Annotated in this window: 22 protein-coding genes and 1 riboswitch; of the genes, 17 read left to right on the forward strand and 5 right to left on the reverse strand. The window is 49.1% G+C overall.

Annotated features, from left to right (window positions below):
- The first annotated feature begins 335 nt into the window (after nucleotides 1-335).
- From yegS to ABIC79_RS06320, 7 genes are all read left to right on the forward strand, one after another.
- The gene (gene yegS, locus ABIC79_RS06290) at nucleotides 336-1,223 is read left to right on the forward strand and encodes a lipid kinase YegS (RefSeq protein WP_354566632.1); all 888 of its coding nucleotides are present in this window, start codon (nucleotides 336-338) and stop codon (nucleotides 1,221-1,223) included.
- A 245-nt stretch (nucleotides 1,224-1,468) separates the two neighbouring features.
- Entirely contained in the window at nucleotides 1,469-3,031 is a 1,563-nt protein-coding gene (locus ABIC79_RS06295) for an MFS transporter (protein WP_013574403.1), read from the forward strand.
- Nucleotides 3,018-4,031, forward strand: coding sequence for a 3-dehydro-L-gulonate 2-dehydrogenase (yiaK, locus tag ABIC79_RS06300; RefSeq protein ID WP_126124676.1), 1,014 nt, complete (start codon nucleotides 3,018-3,020; stop codon nucleotides 4,029-4,031). The genes ABIC79_RS06295 and yiaK overlap by 14 nt, the downstream gene beginning before the upstream one ends.
- Nucleotides 4,032-4,222: 191 nt before the next feature.
- Entirely contained in the window at nucleotides 4,223-5,437 is a 1,215-nt protein-coding gene (gene manD / locus ABIC79_RS06305) for a D-mannonate dehydratase ManD (RefSeq protein WP_013574401.1), read from the forward strand.
- 11 nt (nucleotides 5,438-5,448) lie between these two features.
- Nucleotides 5,449-6,462, forward strand: coding sequence for a Zn-dependent oxidoreductase (locus ABIC79_RS06310; protein ID WP_013574400.1), 1,014 nt, complete (start codon nucleotides 5,449-5,451; stop codon nucleotides 6,460-6,462).
- Between the two features lie 123 nt (nucleotides 6,463-6,585).
- Nucleotides 6,586-7,875, forward strand: coding sequence for an MFS transporter (locus ABIC79_RS06315; protein WP_015689485.1), 1,290 nt, complete (start codon nucleotides 6,586-6,588; stop codon nucleotides 7,873-7,875).
- 277 nt (nucleotides 7,876-8,152) lie between these two features.
- A complete protein-coding gene (locus ABIC79_RS06320; protein WP_037036379.1) occupies nucleotides 8,153-8,707 on the forward strand; it encodes a chorismate mutase in 555 nt (184 codons plus the stop codon).
- A 5-nt stretch (nucleotides 8,708-8,712) separates the two neighbouring features.
- Here ABIC79_RS06320 and ABIC79_RS06325 read toward each other — a convergent pair whose 3' ends face one another.
- Together ABIC79_RS06325 and ABIC79_RS06330 are read right to left on the reverse strand one after the other, a co-directional pair.
- Complete coding sequence (locus ABIC79_RS06325; RefSeq protein WP_354566633.1) at nucleotides 8,713-10,686, reverse strand: glycoside hydrolase family 127 protein; 1,974 nt, start codon at nucleotides 10,684-10,686, stop codon at nucleotides 8,713-8,715.
- Between the two features lie 23 nt (nucleotides 10,687-10,709).
- Complete coding sequence (locus ABIC79_RS06330; protein ID WP_015689482.1) at nucleotides 10,710-12,119, reverse strand: MFS transporter; 1,410 nt, start codon at nucleotides 12,117-12,119, stop codon at nucleotides 10,710-10,712.
- Between the two features lie 281 nt (nucleotides 12,120-12,400).
- Here ABIC79_RS06330 and ABIC79_RS06335 point away from each other — a divergent pair, with 281 nt between their 5' ends.
- The 3 genes from ABIC79_RS06335 (at nucleotide 12,401) to ABIC79_RS06345 (ending at nucleotide 14,976) form a co-directional block, all read left to right on the forward strand.
- The gene (locus ABIC79_RS06335) at nucleotides 12,401-13,228 is read left to right on the forward strand and encodes an AraC family transcriptional regulator (protein ID WP_197060751.1); all 828 of its coding nucleotides are present in this window, start codon (nucleotides 12,401-12,403) and stop codon (nucleotides 13,226-13,228) included.
- Between the two features lie 90 nt (nucleotides 13,229-13,318).
- Nucleotides 13,319-14,005, forward strand: coding sequence for a GntR family transcriptional regulator (locus tag ABIC79_RS06340; protein ID WP_013574394.1), 687 nt, complete (start codon nucleotides 13,319-13,321; stop codon nucleotides 14,003-14,005).
- A 122-nt stretch (nucleotides 14,006-14,127) separates the two neighbouring features.
- Nucleotides 14,128-14,976 (forward strand): hypothetical protein, encoded by an 849-nt coding sequence (locus ABIC79_RS06345; RefSeq protein ID WP_119261351.1) that lies wholly within the window; start codon nucleotides 14,128-14,130, stop codon nucleotides 14,974-14,976.
- Between the two features lie 7 nt (nucleotides 14,977-14,983).
- Here ABIC79_RS06345 and thiD read toward each other — a convergent pair whose 3' ends face one another.
- Both thiD and thiM read right to left on the reverse strand, forming a co-directional pair.
- Nucleotides 14,984-15,784 carry a bifunctional hydroxymethylpyrimidine kinase/phosphomethylpyrimidine kinase gene (gene thiD, locus ABIC79_RS06350; protein ID WP_013574392.1) on the reverse strand — a complete coding sequence of 267 codons (801 nt, stop codon included), beginning with the start codon at nucleotides 15,782-15,784 and terminating at the stop codon, nucleotides 14,984-14,986.
- Nucleotides 15,781-16,590, reverse strand: coding sequence for a hydroxyethylthiazole kinase (gene thiM / locus ABIC79_RS06355; RefSeq protein ID WP_354566634.1), 810 nt, complete (start codon nucleotides 16,588-16,590; stop codon nucleotides 15,781-15,783). Before thiM ends, thiD begins: the two co-directional genes overlap by 4 nt.
- 34 nt (nucleotides 16,591-16,624) lie before the next feature.
- Nucleotides 16,625-16,723, reverse strand: a riboswitch (TPP riboswitch).
- A 290-nt stretch (nucleotides 16,724-17,013) separates the two neighbouring features.
- On the opposite strand from thiM, the gene ABIC79_RS06360 reads away from it, so the two are divergent.
- The 6 genes from ABIC79_RS06360 to ABIC79_RS06385 all read left to right on the forward strand — a co-directional run bounded on the left by ABIC79_RS06360 (nucleotide 17,014) and on the right by ABIC79_RS06385 (nucleotide 22,660).
- The gene (locus tag ABIC79_RS06360; protein WP_354566635.1) at nucleotides 17,014-18,033 is read left to right on the forward strand and encodes a glycosyltransferase family 2 protein; all 1,020 of its coding nucleotides are present in this window, start codon (nucleotides 17,014-17,016) and stop codon (nucleotides 18,031-18,033) included.
- 8 nt (nucleotides 18,034-18,041) lie between these two features.
- Nucleotides 18,042-18,680, forward strand: coding sequence for a class I SAM-dependent methyltransferase (locus ABIC79_RS06365; protein ID WP_231576089.1), 639 nt, complete (start codon nucleotides 18,042-18,044; stop codon nucleotides 18,678-18,680).
- The gene (locus tag ABIC79_RS06370) at nucleotides 18,665-19,573 is read left to right on the forward strand and encodes a hypothetical protein (RefSeq protein ID WP_126124674.1); all 909 of its coding nucleotides are present in this window, start codon (nucleotides 18,665-18,667) and stop codon (nucleotides 19,571-19,573) included. The genes ABIC79_RS06365 and ABIC79_RS06370 overlap by 16 nt, the downstream gene beginning before the upstream one ends.
- Nucleotides 19,557-21,329 (forward strand): ArnT family glycosyltransferase, encoded by a 1,773-nt coding sequence (locus ABIC79_RS06375; RefSeq protein ID WP_354566636.1) that lies wholly within the window; start codon nucleotides 19,557-19,559, stop codon nucleotides 21,327-21,329. The genes ABIC79_RS06370 and ABIC79_RS06375 overlap by 17 nt, the downstream gene beginning before the upstream one ends.
- A 97-nt stretch (nucleotides 21,330-21,426) precedes the next feature.
- Nucleotides 21,427-21,861: a GNAT family N-acetyltransferase gene (locus tag ABIC79_RS06380; RefSeq protein WP_217192343.1), complete on the forward strand. Its 435-nt coding sequence runs from the start codon at nucleotides 21,427-21,429 to the stop codon at nucleotides 21,859-21,861.
- Between the two features lie 139 nt (nucleotides 21,862-22,000).
- Nucleotides 22,001-22,660: a DUF3313 domain-containing protein gene (locus tag ABIC79_RS06385; protein ID WP_013574389.1), complete on the forward strand. Its 660-nt coding sequence runs from the start codon at nucleotides 22,001-22,003 to the stop codon at nucleotides 22,658-22,660.
- A gap of 51 nt (nucleotides 22,661-22,711) precedes the next feature.
- Here ABIC79_RS06385 and ABIC79_RS06390 read toward each other — a convergent pair whose 3' ends face one another.
- Nucleotides 22,712-23,605 carry a LysR family transcriptional regulator gene (locus ABIC79_RS06390; RefSeq protein WP_013574388.1) on the reverse strand — a complete coding sequence of 298 codons (894 nt, stop codon included), beginning with the start codon at nucleotides 23,603-23,605 and terminating at the stop codon, nucleotides 22,712-22,714.
- Between the two features lie 85 nt (nucleotides 23,606-23,690).
- Here ABIC79_RS06390 and ABIC79_RS06395 point away from each other — a divergent pair, with 85 nt between their 5' ends.
- Nucleotides 23,691-24,464, forward strand: a complete 774-nt coding sequence (locus tag ABIC79_RS06395; RefSeq protein WP_121019581.1) for an NAD(P)H-dependent oxidoreductase — start codon at nucleotides 23,691-23,693, stop codon at nucleotides 24,462-24,464.
- Nucleotides 24,465-24,551 lie beyond the last annotated feature (87 nt).

Raw genomic sequence — 24,551 nt, forward strand, 5'->3', positions numbered from 1 at the left:
ATTTTTAGGGTGGTTGGTTAATATGCATTCGCAATTTACTTCGAATGCAAAATAAAGCACCGGACTATACCAGGAACCACCTCCTTGGCCAGCTCAATCTCCCTTGAGCTGGCTTTTCTTTTGGTATTCGGGCAATTCTCTGTTCTCCCATTCAGTGAACAAATAACCTCTTTCCGCCCTCAAAATAAAAAATCATTTGCAGATAAATAAGTGTTTTATTGAATGACTTTAACTGCAATTATTTAATACCAGAAAGAATGCTTCACTGATTTATCCGATAGCCAAATACGGTCATAATCATCTATTGTTGTTATGTATAGATAAAAGGAGCGTACATGACCACAGCACTGCTGATTTTAAATGGAAAAGGTGCAGCCATCGAAGAACTGCGCGAAGCGGTGAACGCGCTGCGTGCCGAAGGCGTGAAGCTGGAAGTACGGGTCACCTGGGAACACGGTGATGCGGCGCGTTATGTCGCTGAAGCCATAGAACTGGGCTGTGAAACCGTGATCGCCGGTGGAGGTGATGGCACCATTAACGAAGTGGCAGGTACGCTGGCGCAAATTGACGGTGTCAGACCGGTTCTGGGGATTGTGCCACTGGGGACGGCGAACGATTTCGCCACCGCCTGCGGTATTCCCCCGACGCCGGAACAGGCGTTACAACTGGCGGTAAAAGGCCGGGCCGTCGATATTGATCTGGCATGCGTCAACAGCCAGCATTTCTTCATCAACATGGCGACCGGCGGCTTTGGGACGCGTATCACTACGGAAACACCGGAAAAACTGAAAGCAGCTCTGGGTGGTGTTTCCTATTTCATCCACGGACTTTTACGCCTGGATACGCTCAAAGCTGACCGCTGCGAAATTAAAGGCCCTGATTTTCAGTGGGAAGGCGATGCGCTGGTTATCGGCATCGGTAACGGCCGACAGGCCGGTGGCGGGCAACAAATTTGCCCGGACGCGCTGATCAACGACGGCCTGTTGCAGCTACGCCTTCTGACATCAGAAGAGCTGCTGCCTTCATTCCTGCGCAGTCTGCTCAGCAATGAAGAAAATAAAAACATCCTTTCTGCCAGTCTGCCGTGGCTCGAAATCACCGCGCCGCACGACATGACCTTCAACCTCGACGGCGAACCGCTGACCGGCAAACAGTTCCGTATCGAAGTGTTGCCTGATGCCATCCAGTGCCGCTTACCCCCTCAGTGCGAACTGCTCGGCTGATATTACCCCTTCTCATTGTTCATTCTCTGTACTGTGATCCATCTTGCAGTACAGAGGAATTCTGCCCTTATTTTTGTGATCCCATCCGATAAAACCCACTTCACATACTTGTATGGTAGAAGTGCATTACCTAATTTTAATCTGCCGATGTCGCTGAATAATTCATTCATGAATTTTTTGCGGGCAAAAACGACGTATTTCTTTTTACGACTCTTATTTATCCGGTGACGGAATGCAGGGGTAGTATGATTAATCACGATAAAGAAAGACCGATATCGGTAAAAAATATGCTGGCTTACGGCGGAGGAGATTTCTTCGGCGGCGGTTGTTTTGCGGTTTTGGGTCTGTGGATAATGTTTTTCTATACTACCTATGCAGGATTAAGCCCCGCAGAGGCCGGTGCCGTTATTGCGACAGCACGTCTGCTGGATGCTTTTTTCGATCCGCTTATGGGGTATGTCACGGATAATTTCTATCGTAATCCGCTGGGTAAAAAATACGGCCGCCGCGGTTTCTTCTTCTTATTTGGTGCTCCGCTGATTATGGTGACCTACATTATTATGTGGGTCAGCGGCATGGGATTCTGGTACTACCTTTTCACTTATATTCTATTCTATGCTGCTTATACGCTGGCAATTGTGCCTTATGAAACACTGGCAGCGGAAATGACATCCAGTTTTAAAATGCGCACCAAACTGACCGGCGTCAGAATGTTCTTCTCTACCGGTGCCGCGATATTAGCGGCCTGGTTACCCGGCCGGATCATTGCCTATCTCGGTGAAGATTCATCGTCATCATTTCTGATTATGGGGGTGATTTTTGGCGTGCTGTTTGCCGTGGTGATCCTGATGCTTTACTTCTACACCTGGGAGCGTCCGATCCCGGTTGACGTCGCTGCGCCGAAACTTTCTTTCCGCCGTGACATGAAACATCTGTTTAAATCCCTGATTTCGACGATGAAAGTCCGCACCTTCCGTCAGCATGTCGGGATGTATCTTGGCGGTTATGTCGCCCTCGACGTGCTCGGTGCGGTGCTGGCCTACTACATTATTTTTGTCCTCGGGCAAAACGCCGTGACCGCGTCGAATGCCATGACGTTAATGACTCTGGTGCAGTTTGTCTGCGTCGCCTTGTTTATTTTCCTGTGTATGAAATTAGGCAACGGGGCTTCTTACCGCATCGCACAGCTATTTATGCTGGGCAGTGTCGGGTTATTTTTAGCCATTCATTTATTACAATTGCCTTTTAATATGGCGCTGCTTTATCTCTCCGTCATTTTAATGGGCGTTGGCCGTTCGGGTACCAGTTATGTTTGCTGGAATATCTACAGCTTTATTCCCGATGTGGATGAAATGCTGACCGGAAAACGGCGCGAAGGGATATTCGCCGGGGTAATGACATTTGTACGCAAAGCCGTTCAGGCGGTGGCGTTATTTGGAGTTGGCCTGTTATTACAGCATTACGGATTTACACCGAAAAGCGCAACGCAACCGGTCGAAGCTGTTTACGGCATCACGCTGGTATTTGGCGCAGGTTCCGTCATTTTCCTGCTGGTAGGGTTATACAGCTCAATGAAATTCCGTCTCACCCGACATAACCATGCGTTGCTGGTCAGTGAAATTGAGCGGCTGAAAGCCGGCGGCAGTAAATACGATGTTACACCAGAAGCCCGTTTAGTTGCCGAGCAACTTACCGGCTGGCCGTACGAAAAATGTTGGGGTGATAATAATATTCTTATCCAGACAGAAGAATTATCCCCTCTGACGCCTGATGATCTCTCAACCGGAGCCAACCATGCCAAGAATTGAATTCAGCATGATGCAACAGACCATCTTCCGCGCCCTGCAAAAAGCCGGTCTGGATGAAGAAAGCGCACGTACCTGTGCACGAATCCACACAGAGTCCAGTTGCGACGGCATTTCATCCCATGGGCTGAACCGTGTGGCGCGCTTTGTCGATTACGTTAAAAAAGGCTGGATTGATATTCATGCCCAACCAGCGCTGGAAAAATCTCTTGGTGCCATCGCCATCTACAACGGTAACCGCGGGATCGGCATTACCAACGCCCTGTTTGCCGTCGAAAAAGCGGCAGAGATGGCAAAAGAATACGGCGTCGGCATTGTCGCACTGAAAAACAGCAGCCACTGGATGCGTGGCGGAAGTTATGGCTGGCATGCGGCAAAACAAGGCATGGCCGCGATTTGCTGGACGAATACTGAATCCTGTATGCCTGCGTGGGGCGGCAAAAACCCCCGCGTGGGCAACAACCCGTTCGTGATGGCCGTGCCCCGGGCCAAAGGCCCGATCGTGCTGGATATGGCGATGTCACAATATTCCTACGGTAAATTGCAGGTCACGCGGCTGAAAAAGGAAAAACTGCCGTTCCCCGGCGGCTACGATAAAGAAGGAAATCTCACAGACGATCCTGGCCCAATCGAGGCCTCCATGCGTATTTTACCGACGGGTTACTGGAAAGGCTCCGGCCTGGCAATTGTGCTCGATGCTATGGCCGCGCTGTTGTCTGCCGGATCGCCCACCAATGAGATCGACAAAATAGGCAAAGGCAGTTGTACCGGCGCCAGCCAGATTTTTATGGTGTTTGACCCGACACAACTCGGTGGTGCCGAATTCACCGAACGCATGGCCGACAGCGTTGCAGACTATGTGAATCAGTCCGACCCGGCCGAAAACAGCCGCGATGTCCTTTATCCGGGCCAGACTGCCGCTTCCAACCGCGAAGAAAACCGCCGTTTGGGCATCCCGGTCGATGAAGCCGTATGGGATGAAGTGGTACGGCTGGCGGAATAGTTCCCGCTCTTTCACGTCAAATCACGCCTGTTAATAGCAGGCGTTTTGTTTTTAATCCCCGCAACATTTCCCTCACAAAGTGTGATCCTCTCCGGCAAAAAACGATAAACATACTTGTATGGTAGTTAGGATAAGGCGTATTTATAACCACAGAAAATGCATCCTACTTTTACTGCAGAAGGTCGTAACCGATGAAAATCGTGAATGCTGAAGTTTTTGTCACTTGTCCGGGACGCAACTTTGTTACGTTGAAAATCACCACTGACAGCGGACTGACTGGCATTGGTGATGCCACGCTGAACGGCCGCGAGTTACCGGTCGCGTCATATCTGAAAGATCATGTGTGTCCGCAACTGATTGGCCGTGATGCGCATCAGATTGAAGACATCTGGCAGTTTTTCTACAAAGGCGCTTACTGGCGTCGCGGCCCGGTCACTATGTCGGCGATTTCTGCCGTGGACATGGCGTTATGGGACATCAAAGCCAAAGCCGCCAACATGCCGTTGTACCAGTTGCTCGGCGGCGCATCCCGCACCGGCGTCATGGTTTACTGCCACACCACCGGCCATTCCATTGATGAAGTGCTCGACGATTACGCCAAACATAAAGAGCTCGGTTTCAAGGCGATCCGCGCACAATGCGGTGTTCCGGGCATGAAAACGACTTACGGCATGGCGAAAGGCAAAGGTCTGGCCTACGAACCGGCGACGAAAGGTAACTGGCCGGAAGAGCAGTTGTGGTCGACGGAAAAATACCTCGATTTCACGCCAAAACTGTTCGAAGCCGTGCGTGATAAATTCGGTTTCGACGAACATCTGCTGCACGACATGCACCACCGTCTGACGCCCATCGAAGCAGCGCGCTTTGGCAAAAGCATCGAAGAATATCGCCTGTTCTGGATGGAGGATCCGACCCCCGCTGAGAATCAGGAATGCTTCCGTTTGATCCGCCAGCACACAGTCACACCCATTGCAGTCGGCGAAGTGTTCAACAGTATCTGGGATTGCAAACAGCTTATCGAAGAACAGCTTATCGACTATATCCGCACCACACTGACGCACGCTGGCGGCATCACCGGCATGCGCCGCATCGCTGATTTCGCTTCGTTGTATCAGGTGCGTACCGGTTCCCACGGCCCTTCTGACCTTTCGCCGATTTGTATGGCCGCAGCCCTGCACTTCGACCTGTGGGTGCCGAACTTCGGCGTGCAGGAATACATGGGTTATTCCGAGCAAATGCTGGAAGTCTTCCCGCATAACTGGACGTTCGACAACGGCTACATGCACCCGGGCGAAAAACCGGGGCTGGGCATTGAGTTTGACGAAAAGCTGGCCGCGAAATATCCGTACGAACCGGCGTATCTGCCGGTGGCCCGTCTGGAAGACGGCACTTTGTGGAACTGGTGAGGGAGCGAAAAATGAACAGTGTCGTTATTCAGAAACCTGGAAAGTTAGTCATCGAGCAACGTGCTTTGCCGGTACCTGCCGCCGGTGAGGTACGAGTTCGGGTCAGTCACGCGGGCATCTGTGGTTCAGATGTTCATATTTATCACGGTCACAATCCGTTTGCGAAATATCCACGGGTAATCGGCCATGAGTTTTTCGGCCACATCGACAGCGTCGGTGAAGGCGTAGACGTCAAACGTATCGGCGAGCGCGTGGTTATCGATCCGGTCGTCAGCTGTGGACATTGTTATCCGTGCTCGATTGGCCGCCCGAATGTCTGTGCAGAACTGCAGGTTATCGGCGTCCACCGCGACGGCGGTTTCAGTGATTACGCCTGTGCGCCAGCGAAAAACGCTTATGTGGTGCCGGAAATAATCCCGGACAAACTCGCCAGTATGGTCGAGCCGTTTACTATCGCGGCCAATATCACGGCGTTTCTACAACCGACGCCGCAGGATACCGCGCTGATATACGGCGCCGGCCCGATGGGGCTGACGGTGATTCAGGTGCTGAAAGGCGTTTATGGTGTGCAGAAAGTGATTGTCGCTGACCGTATCGACGAACGGTTGCAGATGGCGCAGGCCAGCGGCGCAGACTGGATCATCAACAATAGCGAACGCAGCGTGGCTGATGAACTGGCCGCTGAAGGTGTGCGACCAACGCTCATCGTCGATGCCGCCTGCCATCCGGCGATTTTGCAGGAAGCTATTCTGCTGGCGTCTCCGGCAGCACGTATCGGTATGATGGGTTTCTCCGGCGAGCCCAGCCTGGTCACGCAGCAAAGCATTACCAGCAAAGAGATTTCACTGTTTTCTTCACGCCTGAACAGTCACCGGTTCCCCCAGGTGATTGAATGGATGGAGCAGGGAAAAATCGCACCCGAAAAACTGGTGACGCACTGGATGCCCGCCAGCGAAGTGGAAGCGGCATTAACGCTGTTTGAGAAAGATCAGCGTTCCTGCTGCAAGGTTTTACTGACATTCTGATTTTTTGATTTTTTTTATAAAAGACGGGAAGATTTCAAATATCTTCCCGCCTCCCGTACCTCATATTCTACCTATAAAAACGCAACACTATTAAAACGACACCTACAAGTGGAGCATACATTTATGTTTAAGAACCTACGCTGGATCATCGTATTTTTGCTGTTCTTGGTTTACATGATCAATTACCTCGACCGCGTTGCGCTGTCGATTACTGTGCCTATGATAGAAAAAGAACTGACCATTAATCCCGAACAATTTGGCATGATATTTGGCAGCTTCTTCTTTGGTTACGCGATATTTAACTTTATCGGTGGCCTGGCCGTGGATAAATTCGGTCCGACGCTGGTAATGGGATTAGCCGTCGGCTTATGGTCAGTATTTTGCGGCATGACCGCTATCGCGACCGGTTTTTATTCCATGCTTATTTTACGGGTATTATTCGGCATGGCCGAAGGCCCGATCTGCGCCTCAGCAAATAAGATGATTAACGGCTGGTTCCCGAAGAAACAGGCGGCAACCGCGATGGGCTTGCTCAGCGCCGGTTCTCCCCTCGGCGGTGCAGTGGCCGGGCCGATTGTCGGGTATCTGGCGATTTCCTTCGGCTGGCGTCCGGCGTTTATGGTCATTGCCAGTATCGGGATCGTCTGGATGGTCGTGTGGTTCTTTACCGTTGCCGATAATCCGCTGAAAAGTAAACGCGTTTCACCGGAAGAATTGCGTTTAGTTGATGAAATGAAGAACGAGCATTTAAGCGAAGAAGAGAATATGGCGCAGGCCGCACATGGTCTGGGCTATTATTTACGTCAGCCGATTATTCTGGTTACGGCATTTGCGTTCTTCTGCTACAACTATATTTTATTTTTCTTCCTCAGCTGGTTCCCGGCTTACCTGGTTCAGGCACATGGCCTGAATATCAAAGAGATGAGTCTGACAACGGTTATTCCGTGGATTGTCGGTTTTGTCGGCCTGGCATTGGGCGGTTATATTTCTGATAAGATTTTCAATATTACCGGCCGTTTGTTATTGTCGCGTAAAATTATATTAGTGGTCAGCCTGTTAGCCGCGGCTATTTGTGTCGCCCTCGCCGGTATTGTCACCAGCGTGGTGCCGGCAGTCATTCTGATGTCAGTGTCTATTTTCTTCCTGTATACCACCGGTGCGATTTACTGGGCGATTATTCAGGATGTGGTGCATAAATCCCGCGTCGGCGGCACCAGCGGATTTATTCATCTGGTCGGCAGCGTCTCGGGCATCATTGGTCCGGTCGTGACGGGTTTCATTGTGCAAAACACCGGACGTTTTGACAGTGCCTTTATTCTCGCTGGCGGCGTCGCCGCACTGGGTGCAATGCTGGTGTTCTTCGTGATTAAACCGCCAAAACACCTGCCCGACTCCACTCTGTCTCACAACTGATATTCTGAATACCAATGCTGCTCCCTGCCACAGGGGAGCGGCATTTTTCCCTATTTGCTGATTGTAATCTTACATTAACGCGATGCCGTTCATTCCGGAAGCGCCCTTTCCGCCATCTGCACAATCTGTACCCGGTACGCCATGCTTGCCATACTGCCCATCACTCAAAAGCCGTCAGAGCACATTTCAGGCGTAATGCATGAATCTTTGTAACACTGCGGTATTATTTTAATGGCAAAGTAAATTCCTTATTCTTCCTGACGCAACTGAGGGTGTTATGGCTTATATCATGGTGTTTTTGTCTTCGTTATTTATGGTGGGCTCAGTTTATGCGGCATCGGTGCCGGCCACAGCGATCTCTTCTCTCACAACGGCGATGAACGAACGCATGGTGGATATGAAAGACGTGGCGGCTTATAAAGCGGCAAATCATTTACCGGTCGAAGATTTGGTGCGTGAAAAGAAGGTCCTCTCTCTCGCGCAGGCTGAAGCGGAAGAGGCAGGGCTTGACCCGCACTCGGTGCTTCCTTTTATTCAGGCGCAGATGGACGTCGCCAAAGCTATCCAGTACCGCTATTTTGCTGACTGGTTATCGCAGCCCGATATGGGGGACAAACCGAAAAGCCTCGATAAGGTCAGGGACTCCATCTCTGCACAAGATAAGCAAATTTTGAGCGCCATTAGTCAGCGCCTGTTGGCCGGCGGGTTCAGTGAGGAAGATAAATCAGAGATTATGATTCTGCTGCATGCGCCGCAGCTAACCGAGGTGGATAAAGCGCGTCTGGTCCAGGGGTTATCCGGGATCAGACGCGTGAAACAGGCTGAAGGATGACGGTTTTATTCGTCCACCCAAACCCGCATCTCTCCTTCCCCACGATTCGCCCAGGTAAAGTACGGCACAAAGGTTATGGTTTGCGGTACCGTTTGTTGCGCTGGCGGATTGTAACGATACAGTGGCTGCTGACTGGCCTGAACGGATGTCCGGCGTTCGCCCTGTGTCTGCAATAAGGTTTTACCGGCGAACAATCCGCTGCCGGAAATCAGACGAAATTGCGCATCACCCGGCAGGCGGATGTTATGCAGTTCACTGCCGTTGTCTGCCTGCTCAAGGCAATACACCAGCGGCCCGCGCTGCACTGCCACTTTCCCCGCGACATGCCGCAACAGCGCGTTGCCTTTCACCCGCATCACCGGCATCGGCAGCATCATTTCAATGCGATCGCCTTTCTGCCATTCCTGCGTCAAACGCAAATATCCACGTTGCGTCAGGCCGGTCAGTTCAAGCGGATTGCCATTGAGCGTGACCTGCGGACTGGCGCACCAGTCAGGTAAACGCAGCGCCAGCGTGGCTTCCAGTGGCTGATCGTTATCGATTTCAATCAGCACGCCTTCTGCCCACGGATAACCGCCGGACTGTTTCAGTCGCAACGCCTTTCCGCCGATGGTCGCTTCGACATCACTGCCGATATACAGATTGATATCCACACCGTCCGGACGCTGGGTATAGATATAATGGCCGAGCGACGCCAGCAGACGCGCAATATTCGGCGGACAGCAGGCACAGCCGAACCAGCGCTGACGCACCGGTTTTACGTGGTCATAAATATGGTTGAACGGAATGCTTTTCGGATGCACTTCCAGAGGATTCACATAAAAAAAATGTTTGCCGTCGAGCGCCATACCGGCCAGCACAGTGTTATAAAGCGCACGCTCCATCACATCGGCATAACGGCTGTCAGAATCCATCTGCAGCATACGGTTGGCAAACATCATCAGGCCAATCGATGCGCAGGTTTCGGTGTAAGCCGTGTCGTTGGGTAAATCATAGTCGGAAGAAAACGCCTCACCGCTGCTTTGCGAGCCGATTGAGCCGGTGATGTACATCTGCCGCTGGGTCATGTTTTCCCACAATCGCTGGCACACCTCGCGTTTTTCCTGATCCTGACTCAACCGCGCCAGATGCGCCACACCGGCATACAGATACACAAAACGCACCGCGTGCCCGATGGCCGTTGTCTGCAAAGCCACCGGTACATGCGCCTGACTGTAGGCCTTATCTTTCACCATCCACGCCGGACCGTAAGTATTCCAGTGCGAAGTTTTTCCACGTTTTTCATATTCGATATCGTAGAAATGCGGCTGTGTGCCGCGCTGTTCAACAAAATAGCGGGTCAGTTCGAGATATCGCGTTTCGGCAGTTTGTTCATACAAACGCATCAGCGCCAGTTCAATTTCCGGATGCCCCGGATAGCCATGCAGTTGCTGTTCGCCCGGCCCGAAAACGTCTGCGATGTGATCCGCCAGTTTGCAGACAATCTCGAGTAACCGGGTTTTGCCGGTCGCCTGCGCATAGGCCACACCCGCTTCAATCAGATGTCCGGCGCAGTAAAGTTCGTGACATTCAGCCAGATTGGCCCAGCGTTGTTGCGGCTCTTTGACGGTGAAATACGTGTTCAGATAGCCGTCAGGTTGCTGCACCGCGCCGACCAGCTCGATCACCTGATCCGCCGTTGCTTCCAGCGCAGGATCCGGCGTTTTCGCCAGCAAATACCCCACCGCTTCCAGCCATTTAGCCACGTCGCTGTCCTGAAAAACCATGCCATAAAACTCGCCATCGCTTTGCCCGGCGGCAATCCGGAAATTTTCAATCGCATGGCTTGGTTCGGCGTCGGCGACGTCATCGTTGAGCGCTTTCCACTGATACGGCACCACCACATCTTTCACCAGTCGCTGATATTCCAGCCAGAACGCATCGGAAACATTCACTTTTTGCAAAGGCACTTCTAAAGAATCAACCGGAGAAAACGGCATACAACCTCCTGAAAAACAGTAAATTAGATTTTTGCGGCCAAATCGTGCGACATCCGCGACAGCAATTTGTTATCGAGTTTGCAAAACATCAGCGTTCCCGCCAGCAGCAGATGCATCGCCGCAGGCAACAATGTTTCCAGCAAAGTGATCCCGCCGAGCGACGCTGCAGTCTGATGCTCTGCGCCAGCCTGATAAGAGACCAGAATAAAGACCAGGCTGATGATCCCGGCACTTGATGCCCAGGCCAGTTTGATAAAGAACAAATTGAAGGCAAAGTTCATGCCGGAGGAACGGATACCATTTTTCCAGTGCCCGTAATCGTCGGCGAACGCCATGATGGAAAAGTGCAGCGGCAAGGTGAACCCGAGGATCACACAGTGTACAAAGATGATACCCAGCCACAGCGTCTGATAATGTTCACCGGCAGGGACAAACCACAGCATCAGGGAAAACACCGCCAGTACCAGATTAGTCAACATATACAGCCGCACGCTGTCGATAAATTTGGTCAGCTGATTGACGATCACCGCGCCAAGAATGGATGCCAGCGTTACCATGCCGAAGAACATAGAGGCGTAGCCCGCCCCGCCTTTCAGCACATAAGTGATGAAATACATGTAGCCGCCGCCACGCAGATTGAACACGTTGATCAGCAGGAAAGACATCAGTAAAACCAGCAGCAACTGATCGTTTTTCAGCATCCCGCGAATGTGTTCCTTAACGCTGAATTGCCCGAGCAGTGCAAGGGGCAGGCGTTCGCGTACCGTGAAGAAGCACCACAGGAACATCACCACAGCAACCGCGCAAAGCAACCCTACGCCCTGCTGATATCCCACCGCCGCATTACCTTTACCCAACACCTGCACCAGCCACGGCAGCCCGACGGAAACCATAAAGCCCGCCACGCCGCACAGTACAAAGCGCCACGACTGACAAGACATCACTTCGCGATGATCAGTGGTCATGGTGTTAATCAGCGCGCAGTACGGCACGTTGATTGCCGTATAGGACACGGAGAGCAGGAAATAGGTGAAGAAGGCGTAGGCAATTTTGGCATCGCCACTCAGGCCGGGTACCGTAAAAGTGAGAAATCCGACCACGCCAATAGGCAACGCGATCCATAACTGCCAGGGACGAAAACGTCCCCAGCGGCTTTGCGTGCGGTCAGCCAGAATGCCCATCAGCGGATCGGAAATCGCGTCAATCACACGCAGCGAAATAAACAGCGTACCGACAATCGCAGGTGTCAGCCCGAAAACATCGGTATAAAAGAATGTCAGAAAACTGGTGATAAGACAGGTAATTATCGTGCCACCGGCATCACCTAATCCATAACCGATTTTTTCACTGACAGAAAGTTTGGCATTAGCAGAAAGTATTCTGTCCTCACCGTTTACCGGTGCAGAGCCTGTATTAACTGAATCTGTTGGCATTATCTTTCCTCGCTTTTATATCGTTATTTATAAGCTGTAGGAACACAATGAATAAGGCTAATTATTCGTATCAGCCCTGAGATGAAATAAGGTACGCCATAAATCTGGCATAGGGTTCTCATGCCAACAAGAGGAGAGAAAAGTAGTTAAACGGGACAATTCCGACTCACATCCAGAATCTGTGAAGCAGATCAAAACCTCTTCATACCCGGCTGGTGGTGCACGTTTCCTGTGCTACTGTCAGACAAAACTTGCCTGATGAGTGCCTTAAAATGCCTGAAATGCTCGCGTTCTCCGTAAATTACCCGGTTAAAGTGCAAAACGGTGGCCTGTTCATTTCCAGAGGAATTGGCACACATCCGACCCGACGCCTGAGTTCGCACGAATTAATTTATGTCGTCCGTGGCTCGTTGTCTTTACAGGAAGAAAATACGCGTTTTGATTTGCATACAGGAGAAAGTTTACTGTTATTTCCCGGCAGGGAACATAAAGGCGTCACAACCTTTGATCCCGATTTAAAATTTTACTGGCTGCATTTTGATATTGTGGAAGATATAGCAATCATTAAACCACAGCAAAATAGTCCCTCTTTACAGCTAAATATTCCACAGCATTGTAAAGTCAGGGACAGTGAAACCCTGTTAACGCTGTTCAGATTATTTTTATATGAACAGGAACGCGGCGGTAATTCTCTTGAGCTGTTCCTGATTTTGCTGTTAGAGGAAGTCTCGCGCGCCTGGCCGGAGAATGTCGAACCCGGCGGCCCCGGCGTGGCGCTGGCCTACAAAGCCCGTCAGCTGATCACCACACAGTTTCATCTGCCACTGGGGGCCTCTGAGCTGGCGCAGCGGCTGCACTGTAACGCGGATTATCTCGGGCGGGTTTTCCGCCTGACCTTTCAGATGACGCTGACGGATGCGCTGCATAAACAACGTGTCGCTGCAGCAGAAAAGCTGTTACTGGCCAATACCGGCAATGTGGCAGACGTGGCACGCCTGACGGGGTTTAACGATGTGGCGTATTTTCGCCGGGTATTTCGTAAACTGCTGGGTATCACACCCGCGGCCTATAAAAAGCTGTATTGCCGGGAGCATATAAACTCCCAATAATTTGATGAAAGCTTGCGCTAACAATCTCAAAAACATCAGAAAACTCATGTTAGTATTGTCGTTTCCCGACTTTAAAGACAACTTTTGCCCATGACAGACTCCTTTGAATTTCTCAGTAATGTGCCGGTTAATCAGCAGATTTATCGCACCTTGCGTCAGGACATCGTCACCTGTGCCATCGCGCCGGGGGCATTCCTGTCGGAGAAAGAAATTTCCACACGCTTTAATGTGTCCCGCCAGCCGGTTCGCGAAGCTTTTATCAAACTGGCCGAAGCCGGGCTGGTTCAGGTTTTACCGCAACGCGGCACCTATGTAATGAAAATTTCCTCCAAGCGGGTTGCCGACGGACGCTTCATTCGCGAAGCAGTCGAAACCGCCGTGGTACGCCGTGCAGCCATGGTCGCCACCGATAAAGATCTGGCCTTGCTCGAACATAATCTTGAGCGTCAGACGCTGGCGGCAAAGAGTCAACAAACGCAGGAATTCCTGTTGCTGGATGATGAGTTCCACCGCACGATTGCGCAGATCATCGACTGCCGCCTGGCATGGGAAACCGTCGAGCACATCAAAGCGACAATGGATCGCGTGCGCTTTTTGACACTCAGTAAAGTGTCACCGCCGGAAAATCTGATTGCACAACATTATGCGATTTTTGACGGGCTGAAAGCGCATGACCCGGACGCCGCTGAAAAAGCTATCCGCATTCATTTGCAGGAAATGATTTCCACCATTACCCCGATTGCCGAACAGAACAGTGACTGGTTTGATGCCGAGTAAGTAAAAGGACGTTGTAATACACAAACAGTGAACGACAGCGATCAAATTTTGCGGGTTATCCCTAAAATCTGTATGACAACTTGGTGTAAGCTGTAAACCACATCAATATCGTGGATACTTTTATGCCAGCCGCAGCCGCCCTGAAAAAAAGCTACTACAGTGCCGATCAGTCACTGTCCCTCTCCCAGCTCGATAACGAGAAAATCACCCAGATCGTTCACGATCTGGACGTGGCAGAAAGCGAAAAAGAACATTACGTCACGGGCTGGATGGGACAGAACAGCGTGGTACTGGTGAGAAATTATCAGGACAAACGGGGCACTTCCAGCGGCCTGGTGATGTCACGTGGCAACCGTTACAAACTCACCGTTCAGGCCATCACTTTCCGCATCCCCAAAGTACTGCTGTGGGTCACATTCCGCCGTAAGCCCCGCACCATGACCGTTATTGCCTATAACAAGCTGGGTGATCAGGCGACCGGCCTGCAACAGTTCATGCATGTGCAGGATCCTGAACTCAGGGAGAAACTGGAACAGGACTGGCGTGAACTGAACGATTATCTCGGCATGGCCTGCTGGCAGATGGATAACAACCGCCCGCAGTGGCGCCAGTTGTATGCGGATATCACGCCGCAAGCCCTCCTGACGCTGGCTGAATCACCGTGGTTCAGTGGCAAAAAACTGCAAAAGGATGGCGAATTTGAAGGGCTGTGGTCACACGGACAATTTATTGGCCGCCGCAGCGGTGAGCATGCGGCATTGCTGCTGTCGTGGCAGGACGAGGAGAACGACGATATTGCCAGCTATCTGTTTGAACGGATGTCAGCAACTAAAATCCGCGTCATGCTGCGCCCGCGTAAAGAAGAAAAATTCTATCCGCTGAACCCGTTTGATGCCGTTCATTTGCAACAGGCGCTGACGAAATTTCATCAGGTTGAACAGGCGCTGAGCGAAACCCAGCACCAGGCATAATCCGCGGTTACCACCAGCGGTGGAAATGATGCACAGGCCCGATACCGTGGCCGACTTCCAGTGAGTCGGCCTGCATCAGCGCCTGCTGTAAATAGGCTTTGGCTTCGCGTACCGTATCGGCCCAGTTGTGATGACGCGGACGTAACGCGGCCAGCGCGGCCGACAGCGTGCAACCGGTGCCATGAGTATGTCGGGTATTCACACGCGGCGCAGTAAACCGCTCACGGGAACCGGTCACAAACAACCAGTCAGGGCTTTCCTCATCACTCAGATGTCCCCCTTTCATCAGCACGGCACCACATCCCATCGCCAGTAAGGCTTCTCCCTGCTTACGCATTTCGGTTTCATTCGCCGCCACCGCACAGTCCAGTAACGCCGCCGCTTCGGGCAGATTTGGCGTAATAATGGAAGCCTGCGGGATCAGCAAACGACGCACGGCATCCACGGCCTCCGGCAGCAGTAACGGATCGCCACTTTTCGCCAGCATCACGGTATCCAGCACCACAAACGGCGGCTGATAATGTCTGAGTCGCTCCGCAACCGCCTCCACAATCTGACTGTTCGCCAGCATGCCGATTTTCGCACTGTCGATCCGCACATCGCTCAGTACGGAATCGAGCTGCGCTGAAACGAAACCGGGCTCAATGTTATAGACCGACTGCACACCACGGGTGTTCTGCGCCACCAGCGCGGTGATCACACTGGTGCCGTACGCACCCAGCGCCGAGAAGGTTTTCAAATCCGCCTGGATCCCCGCCCCGCCACTCGGATCTGTGCCTGCAATCGTCAGTGCATTAATACGTTTCATTGTATTTCCTCGCCATTCAGCCATTCCTCGCCCATTAAATACAGATTATCGAGGTATTCAGGCGTGAAACTGCCCGGCCCCTTCACGACCGCACAGGCGCGCTCGCCGGCACAGGACATCACCCGGCAGGCGGCGGCCACGTTATCCAGGCGATCACCCGGCAAAGCCACAAAGGCCGCCACCACCGCAGATAATGCGCATCCGGTACCCACCACGCGGGTCATCATCGGATGTCCGCCAGCCACCGCCCAACTGCGCATCCCGTCGGTGACGTAATCGGTTTCACCCGTCACAGCCACTACCGCGCCGGTCTCCCGCGCCAGTTGCTGTGCGGCAGGTAAGGCAGAAAGGGAATCATCACCGCTGTCCACGCCGCGCCCGGACGCACTGAGGCCGCTGAGAGCCAGGATTTCCGAGGCATTACCGCGGATTGCGGCAGGTTTAAGTGTGATGATTTCACGACAGAATTCTGTACGCCAGCTCAGACCGCCGACAGCAACCGGATCCAGCACCCAGGGCTTTCCGGCCTGAGTGGCTGCGTGAATAGCCGCCCGCATCGCATCGGCATGGGGATGTGTCAGCGTGCCGACGTTCACCAATAAGGCATCGGCAATGGCGCCAAATTGCGCCGCTTCGGCGGGATCAACCACCATCGCCGGAGATGCACCCAGCGCCAGCAGGACATTGGCGGTAAAAGATTGCACCACGTCGTTGGTCAGGCAATGAACCAGCGGCGCTGAAAGGCGGAGTTGTTTGAGAGAAGTGGCGGCTAAGGCGCCGGGCAAGAAGTTAGGTCGGGTATTCATAAATCTCCCCACCGGCACTCAGGAAGGCGGTATCAGGAGAGATACCTGACTTCCCTACGCTGGCATAATCCAGATCAGGTAATACGGGTAAAATCTCAGCCCTGCTTTGCAGCGGGCACCCCGAGTCAAGGGAACATTATTGGCGGCGAAGGTCAGAAGATCAATCAGGAAATGCGTTAAAAACCACTGTTCTCTAATAGGACAGTATTAACATATCCATTGGTTTGACAGGAATACCCTTACTAAGGCGGCTTTTCATTAATATGTTATTTTTGCCACAAGCATCACATATACCTGCTAATCTATATCAAATACCGTCTGGTTTTATATATGCTTAAGAATATCTATAAGTGCTTTTACTTATTGAAATGATTATATTAAATTCATGAATAATATACATCAGCGTTAGCAGAGGAATGTGATGTGAAATTAATTATACAAATACCTTGCTTTAATGAAGGTGGCACGTTGGCTATTGCTCTGAATGCCTTGCCCCGGCATGTTGAAGGCTTTGATAGCGTTGAATGGCTGATTATTGATGATGGCAGCTCAGACGATACCATCGACGTGGCCAGGAAAAATGGCGTAGACCACATAGTCAGGCATAAGACCAATAAAGGCCTGGCTTATGCATTCATGACAGGAATTGATGCCTGTTTAAAATTTGGTGCCGACGTCATCGTCAATACTGATGCCGATAATCAATATAATGCAGATGATATTCCGAAATTAGTTGCCCCAATACTCTCGTCACAGGCAGAATTTGTTATTGGGGAACGTCCAATTCAGGCAATTGAACACTTCTCACCTTTGAAGAAATTACTTCAAAAACTAGGGAGTTGGGTTGTGCGGACGGCCAGTAAAACGGATATTCCTGACGCGCCCAGTGGTTTTCGTGCAATTAACCGCGAAACGGCTCAAAAGCTTATAGTTTTCAGTAATTATACTTATACCCTTGAAACTATTATCCAAGCCGGACAGAAAAACATCTCTATTACATCCGTACCTATCAGAGTAAATGATGACTTACGCCCTTCCCGACTGGTGAAAAGTACATTTTCATATATCAAAAGAAGCGTAATCACAATTATAAGAATATTCGTGATCTATCGTCCATTCAGATTTTTTGGAACCATTGGCTTGACACTTTTCACCATTGGATTTTTGATCGGACTACGTTTCTTATTCAAATACTTTACGGGAGATGGCACAGGAAATATACAGTCTCTAATTTTGGCATCTATCTTGTTGGGGATGGGATTTCAGACCTTGCTGATTGCATTCGTTGCAGATTTGCTTTCTGCTAACAGAACATTACTTGAAGATTTAAGATTTAAAACCGCACAACTGCACAACTGCACAACAGAAATCCTCAACCTTTGGCAAAAAAAAATTATCCACCTGAAAAAGATCAATTATAAAACTAGAAAATTATTACAATAGGAAAAATGATGGCTATAAAAATTGCTGGTGGTAAAACTGAAGATGGTATTGTTGTAGGTAATAATTACGATAAATATGCTTCTAAAAATCCAATAGTACGCTGGATGATGAAAGGGTTCGAGAATTCTCTTTCAGGACTTGTTGCAACCGTTGATCCTCAGACGATCCATGAAGTTGGATGTGGCGAAGGATATTGGGTTCTTAAGTGGAATAAAGAGGGAATTGATGCGAGGGGGTGTGACTTTTCACAACAAATTATTAGTATTGCACAAGAAAACTCATCCTCAGAAAATTTGCCCGCTTCATTATTCAAAACAAGAAGTATTTATGACCTCAATAAATCTGAGGATTCTGCGGAGCTGATTGTCTGTTGCGAGGTGCTGGAGCATCTGGAAGATCCTGAAGCAGGCTTAAAGGCAATAAAAAAAGTAGCCGATAATTATGTCATATTAAGTGTTCCCAGAGAGCCTTTGTGGCGAGTACTTAACCTTGCCCGTGGGAAATATGTTAAGGATATTGGAAACACTCCCGGTCACTTACAACACTGGTCAAAAAAATCATTCATAGAATTAGTTGATAAACACTTCATTATTGTTGAAGTGAAAAGCCCATTACCATGGACAATGATTTTATGTCGCCAGCGTTAAAATTTAATAAATCGACGATAAATATCGCACTTAATATCCTGGGTAGCGGATTGGCAATAATCGGCGTCATTTTTGTCGTAGCACGCCTCCATAATTATTGGCAAAAAGCGGACATTCAATCTTTACCTCCTGTCTCTTGGTTATTGATTGGGTTTATGGCCATATGCTATGGCATAATAAATTTGTTACTTGCTATTGCATGGAAAAGCATCTTACTTCACTTGACTATTTCTGTCGAAAAAAGGTGGGCAATCAGAACTTATGGGATATCTCAGCTTGCTAAATATATTCCCGGGAATATTTTTCATATAGCGGGAAGACAAGCTATAGCAATGGCTTCAGGATACCCTTCCAGGCAAGTTTTAAAATCAAATTTTTATGAATTAATATTGATAGCAATAGCAGGTAGTACCTCTATATTTCTCATTATACCAATAATATTCCCCGTCATACCGCAAGTTATAGGGGTAATGATTACCGTCTTAAGCATCATCATAACCTTCGCTGTAATTAAAGTATTTTTTAGTAAGCAACTTTCGTATGCATTCTTATTGCAACTACTATTTCTTTCTCTGTCTGCAATAATATTTACTTTTATTTTAACAGAAATTTCATTCAAAGAACGAATACCATTAAACTACTATATTTATATATTTGGCGCATATACCATTGCATGGCTTGTAGGGTTAATCACTCCGGGAGCGCCAGCAGGAGTGGGCATAAGAGAGTTAGTTATTGTTTTTTGTCTGCGATCTATTATCCCAGAGTCTGAATTGTTGCTAGCCGTGGTATTAGGGCGTTTTGTCACCGTTCTCGGGGATGTCGTATTCTATTTCTATGTATACACGCTATTGAATATCAAAAAGGATAAAAGTCATGAGCCTGTTAAATAAAGATAAAATGGCCCTGCTTGTGTTTGTGATTTTTTTCATCCTTTGCACTGGCTACTATTTAAACACTGACTTAGGGTTGTTTCCTGATGAAAACCCGCATCTCGGATATGTTCTTGATGTTGCCAAACACGGCTTCCCTGATTATACATCTGGAAAATCATATGGTTCTGTAAAGTTGAACAGGCTCGAGCACCCGGCACTTTATTATATCATTGCAGGAATAATAGATAATATCGCAACTTTACTTAGCTCGCCTCTTTATAAGTCTTTACGCATTATCAATTTCTTCATATCTTCACTTACGCTAATCTTCATCTATAAAAGCCTAAAATCTTTTAAAGTAAATAATGAATCTGCTATTCTCTCAATGCTGGTACTCATCAGTATACCTATGTTTATCTTGCTTAGCGCTTCGATAAATAATGACCCTCTTATGATTTTAGGATGTGCTCTGGTATTTTATGGTCTCAGCCTCTACTATAATTATCATTCTGTCAGGCATACATTGCATTATATATTAATTGGCGGAATTATCGTTTCTTTGACAAAGGCCACTGGTGCTTTATCTGTTGTTTGTATTCTTTTTATATTCATCCTTATAGAAAACAAAAGACTGCTCATCAAATGCAATGAATTGAAACGCGCAGATTTTATTTACATAACCCTCTCAATATTATGTGTTGTGACCTATTATGTTTTCATGCTGCTCACTTATGGAAAGTTTTTCCCGGCACCTCAGGGTGATCCAAGTGATTGGTTCCACGCCGCTAATCCTGACGCACCACGCTTTACAAAAATGGAGTACATTACTGCTTTTTATCAGTCAAACTTAAATACATTACTAACACCATATGGACATAAATCATTCGATGACTGGGACATCAGACGACAACTTCTGGGCCTGACCTTAAGCCTGTTGCCAATATTTTGTGTCATCGCTATTTATAGAAAAATAAAAGATCGCTCTCCACAATGGCGCTTCATTGCATTAAGTGCAATTTCATTTTTATTATTCATAGGATTTTATTTCATTACAATTTATCGTTTAAATGTTAAAACTGGATATCCAGGCGCTATGCAAGCTCGTTATTTTTTTGGTTTTTTACCTGCTATGGTCATCGTTTACGCCCTCGTTATCCATGGTATAAAAATAAATTTCATAAGACTTTCGCTAAGTATCTTAATATCATTTACGACTCTACTTTCCTTTTATCCTGCATTCTACCCTTCAGTAAGCAATATGATTCACCCCTATTTTGGACAAACCAGTATCAATACAGTAGTAGGCGAACTCACAAAAGACCACTTGTTTGAGCAAAGTTTTATTGCACAATACAATTCTGTAGAAAGGGTTGATCTGAATCTCGCCACCTATGCAAGAATAAACACCGGAATACTGTCACTGGAAATAGTTGATAACTCAGATAATGTGATAGCGCAAAGCAAATTAAGCATAAACAAAATTCACGATAATACTTGGGTCACTTTTAATTTTAAACCAACAGTTCTAATAAAAGGATCAATGTATAAACTCAGATTATCATCACATGATAGTATTCAGGGAAACGCAATTACCTGGTATGCCTATAAAAAACCCAACCCTTATCCTATGTATAATGGGACAGTGTATGGACCGGAAGAATCAAACAGCAAAGATAATGAAGGTGTCCAAGCATTTATAGATGAAAAGCCACTAGAGGCAACATTCTCATTCAAAATTTACGGGCCAGCCTGGAATTATGCATTTAAAAATTAGTAAGTTATAGATAGTATAACGTCTTCTCCTTCGTATCCTCACTATCAGTAGATGCGGAAATTATTTTTTAAGAATTGGCTTTCAGGGAGATTACGTTTTGCCATCAACTCTCAAGATCCGTCCTTATGAAGAAGCAGACCGCCCGTTTTTACGCACGTTGTATCTGGCCTCACGCAAGCATACCTGGACATGGCTGGAAGACGATTTTCAGCTGGAAGATTTTGACCGCGCAGTGATCGGCGAGACGATTCTGGTGGCAGAACGTGACGGACATTTACTGGGATTCGCCTCAATTTTCACTCAGGAAAATTTCCTGCATAACCTGTTTGTTGATCCGCAATATCAGGGAACCGGCGCAGGTTCAGCATTGCTTCAGGCTGCGGAAGAAACGTTTACCCGTCAGGGGTCGTTGAAATGTTTAGTAAAGAGTAAAAAATCAGTCGCTTTTTATCTGTCAAAAGGCTGGAACATCATCTCTACGGGGGACAGTCCAAAAGGTGAATACTATTTGTTTCATTCATCAAAAAAATAATTAAGGAAGAAATGATTACCTCACAGAACCGTATTTTCGCGATCCTGATGAATATCAATTTTTCTTTGTCGTTAAGAGGTTAAATTCCGCAGCGGTGCTATACATACTTGGTCTTCCTTAAAATATTTCGAGGGTACGAATGAAAACAATAAAACTGATGCAGATCGCCGCAGTGACTGGCGCACTGTTCCTGGCCGGTTGTACCAGCCACATTACCAAGACGGAAAAATACTCAGGTTTTTTAGGCGATTATTCCGGCCTTAAGGAAGTGAAAACGGCTGGGGGAAATCCGGTTCTGCGCTGGATCGATCCTTCGTTTAAGAAAGAAAATTATTCTTACATCAAATACGAACCGATTAAATTCTACCCGGAACCGCAGCCTACGGCGCAGATCGACAAAACCACCTTGCAGGGGGTGCTGGATTACGCCAACAGCCGCATGAAACCTGCACTGGCAGAGCGCCTGCCACTGACAGATCACGCAGGGCCGCGCACATTGATTTTCAAAGGTGCGATCACCGGTGTGAACACGTCGGCAGAAGGTTTGCAGTTCTATGAAGTCGTCCCGGTCGCGCTGGTTATTGCCGGAACTCAAACCGCGACAGGCCACCGCACGCGTGACACTGAAGTGTATTTCGAAGGTGAGCTGATCGACGCCAGTACTGGCAAACCGGTGATCAAAGTCGTGCGTAAAGGATTCGGTAAACAAGTTTCTAATGATAAACAGAAAGTTACCGCCAACGATTTAAAAGTTGTGGTAGATAGCCTGGCGAATGATACCAAGCTGTTCAACGAATAAGTTCCGGTTTTCCGCACCGTCAGACACAGGCAGTCGTAAGGCTGCCTTTTTTCAGACTGAATCAGCGATAAACTCACGCAGCCACTGATGTGCAGGATCACGATGAGCGCGCTCGTGCCAGACCATGTACATCTCGAACCCCGAAACATCCAGCGGCGGTGTAGTAACCTGCAAAGCAGGATTTCCACGTACCAGACGTTCCGGCAACATCGCCACCAGATCAGTGGTCATCAGCACCTGAACGACAAACAGGAAATGCGGCACTGACATGACGACGCGGCGCGATAATCCAGTGGCCGCCAGCGCGATGTCGGTATTGCCATAGAAACCCCCACCATCAGGTGAAACGATCACATGTTCCAGTGCGCAAAACGCTGAACGCGATATCTCGCCTTTAACCTGCGGATGTCTTTTTCTGCTCACCAAAACATAACGTTCAGCAAACAATAATCGGCTGTGCAGGCCATTCATCACCGCCTCGCCGGTATGGAATGCGAGATCCAGCGTACCCTGCTCCATTTTGCGGATAATCCGCGCAGGTGACGTTTCAAAAATAGCCAGCCGTGCAGAAGGTGCGGCTCTACGTAATGCCCGTAACGCGGGCAGCACAATGGTCGATTCGCCATAATCTGCCGCCCCCAGATTCCAGGTATTCTTTGCCGTCGAGGGGTCAAACACTTCACCCGCAGACACGGCCTGCTCCAGCGCGGCCAGTGCCCGTCGCAGCGGCTCACGTAATTCATCAGCACGCGCGGTCGGCCGCATCCCCCGTGGTCCCGGCAGCAGCAAAGGGTCATCAAAAAATTCCCGCAACTTCGCGAGCTGAACGCTGACTGAAGGTTGTGAAAGATTACGGCGTTGCGCCGTACGCGTGACGTTTTGCTCGGCGAGCAGGACATCCAGCGTCAGCAACAAATTGAGATCCAAACGGCCGAAATTACTCATCGCTATACCTGCTATATGATCAATTCATTTCAACTATACCTGACAACAACCTACTCTGCGTTTACCACTTAGCGGAGAATTCGTCATGAATGTATTGATCGTCTATGCCCACCCTGAATCACAATCACTGAACGGCTCGCTGAAAGATTTTGCGGTCAGTCACCTGCAGGCCGCCGGGCACAATGTGCAGATATCGGATTTGTATGCCATGCAATGGAAAGCTGCGCTGGATGCCGGAGATAACACCGAGCCTTCACCAGGGCCTTTTCAACCTTCGCAGGATTCACAGCGCGCTTACCAGAATGGCACGCAAAGCCATGACATTGGCGCCGAACAGGAAAAATTACAGTGGGCTGATACCGTGATATTTCAGTTCCCGCTATGGTGGTTTTCAATGCCCGCGATTATGAAAGGCTGGGTGGAACGCGTTTATGCCTACGGATTTGCTTACGGTGTCGGTGAACATTCCGACACGCACTGGGGCGACCGTTACGGAGAAGGCAAAATGGCCGGTAAACGCGCCATGCTGATGGTCACGACCGGCGGGTGGGAACCGCATTACAGTGCGCGTGGGATTAATGGCCCTATCGACGAGCTGCTGTTCCCGATCCATCACGGCATCCTGCACTATCCGGGCTTCAGCGTACTGCCGCCGCTGGTGTTCTACCGCACCGGACGCATGGATGAAACCCGCTATGCGCAAATTTGCGCGGAGATGTCTCACCGGCTGGATACATTAGAAAGCGCGACACCCATTTCATTCCGCCAGCAGAATGGCGGCGATTACGCTATTCCGTCACTGATATTGAAACCGGAAATTGCGCCGGAGAAAAATGGGTTTGCGGCGCATTTGAAATAACGATCTGAGAGAATTTCAGGCATAAAAAATGCCAGTGGATAATTTAATCACACTGGCGTTTTGTGGATTTTAAATAGCAGATGTCTC

The sequence above is a fragment of the Rahnella sp. 2050 genome, from assembly GCF_040544515.1.
In the GTDB taxonomy this organism is placed as follows: Bacteria; Pseudomonadota; Gammaproteobacteria; order Enterobacterales; family Enterobacteriaceae; genus Rahnella; species Rahnella aceris.

Excerpts from the sequence above, each read along its gene's own strand:
- ABIC79_RS06375 (WP_354566636.1), top strand. The coding sequence starts at position 19,557 with ATGAGCCTGTTAAATAAAGATAAAATGGCCCTGCTTGTGTTTGTGATT.
- ABIC79_RS06330 (WP_015689482.1), bottom strand. The coding sequence starts at position 12,119 with ATGCCAACAGATTCAGTTAATACAGGCTCTGCACCGGTAAACGGTGAG.
- ABIC79_RS06365 (WP_231576089.1), top strand. The coding sequence starts at position 18,042 with ATGGCTATAAAAATTGCTGGTGGTAAAACTGAAGATGGTATTGTTGTA.
- yiaK (WP_126124676.1), top strand. The coding sequence starts at position 3,018 with ATGCCAAGAATTGAATTCAGCATGATGCAACAGACCATCTTCCGCGCC.
- ABIC79_RS06325 (WP_354566633.1), bottom strand. The coding sequence starts at position 10,686 with ATGCCGTTTTCTCCGGTTGATTCTTTAGAAGTGCCTTTGCAAAAAGTG.
- ABIC79_RS06370 (WP_126124674.1), top strand. The coding sequence starts at position 18,665 with ATGTCGCCAGCGTTAAAATTTAATAAATCGACGATAAATATCGCACTT.
- ABIC79_RS06295 (WP_013574403.1), top strand. The coding sequence starts at position 1,469 with ATGATTAATCACGATAAAGAAAGACCGATATCGGTAAAAAATATGCTG.
- ABIC79_RS06340 (WP_013574394.1), top strand. The coding sequence starts at position 13,319 with ATGACAGACTCCTTTGAATTTCTCAGTAATGTGCCGGTTAATCAGCAG.
- yegS (WP_354566632.1), top strand. The coding sequence starts at position 336 with ATGACCACAGCACTGCTGATTTTAAATGGAAAAGGTGCAGCCATCGAA.
- manD (WP_013574401.1), top strand. The coding sequence starts at position 4,223 with ATGAAAATCGTGAATGCTGAAGTTTTTGTCACTTGTCCGGGACGCAAC.
- ABIC79_RS06335 (WP_197060751.1), top strand. The coding sequence starts at position 12,401 with ATGCTCGCGTTCTCCGTAAATTACCCGGTTAAAGTGCAAAACGGTGGC.
- thiD (WP_013574392.1), bottom strand. The coding sequence starts at position 15,784 with ATGAAACGTATTAATGCACTGACGATTGCAGGCACAGATCCGAGTGGC.
- ABIC79_RS06390 (WP_013574388.1), bottom strand. The coding sequence starts at position 23,605 with ATGAGTAATTTCGGCCGTTTGGATCTCAATTTGTTGCTGACGCTGGAT.
- ABIC79_RS06315 (WP_015689485.1), top strand. The coding sequence starts at position 6,586 with ATGTTTAAGAACCTACGCTGGATCATCGTATTTTTGCTGTTCTTGGTT.
- thiM (WP_354566634.1), bottom strand. The coding sequence starts at position 16,590 with ATGAATACCCGACCTAACTTCTTGCCCGGCGCCTTAGCCGCCACTTCT.
- ABIC79_RS06310 (WP_013574400.1), top strand. The coding sequence starts at position 5,449 with ATGAACAGTGTCGTTATTCAGAAACCTGGAAAGTTAGTCATCGAGCAA.
- ABIC79_RS06395 (WP_121019581.1), top strand. The coding sequence starts at position 23,691 with ATGAATGTATTGATCGTCTATGCCCACCCTGAATCACAATCACTGAAC.
- ABIC79_RS06320 (WP_037036379.1), top strand. The coding sequence starts at position 8,153 with ATGGCTTATATCATGGTGTTTTTGTCTTCGTTATTTATGGTGGGCTCA.
- ABIC79_RS06345 (WP_119261351.1), top strand. The coding sequence starts at position 14,128 with ATGCCAGCCGCAGCCGCCCTGAAAAAAAGCTACTACAGTGCCGATCAG.
- ABIC79_RS06385 (WP_013574389.1), top strand. The coding sequence starts at position 22,001 with ATGAAAACAATAAAACTGATGCAGATCGCCGCAGTGACTGGCGCACTG.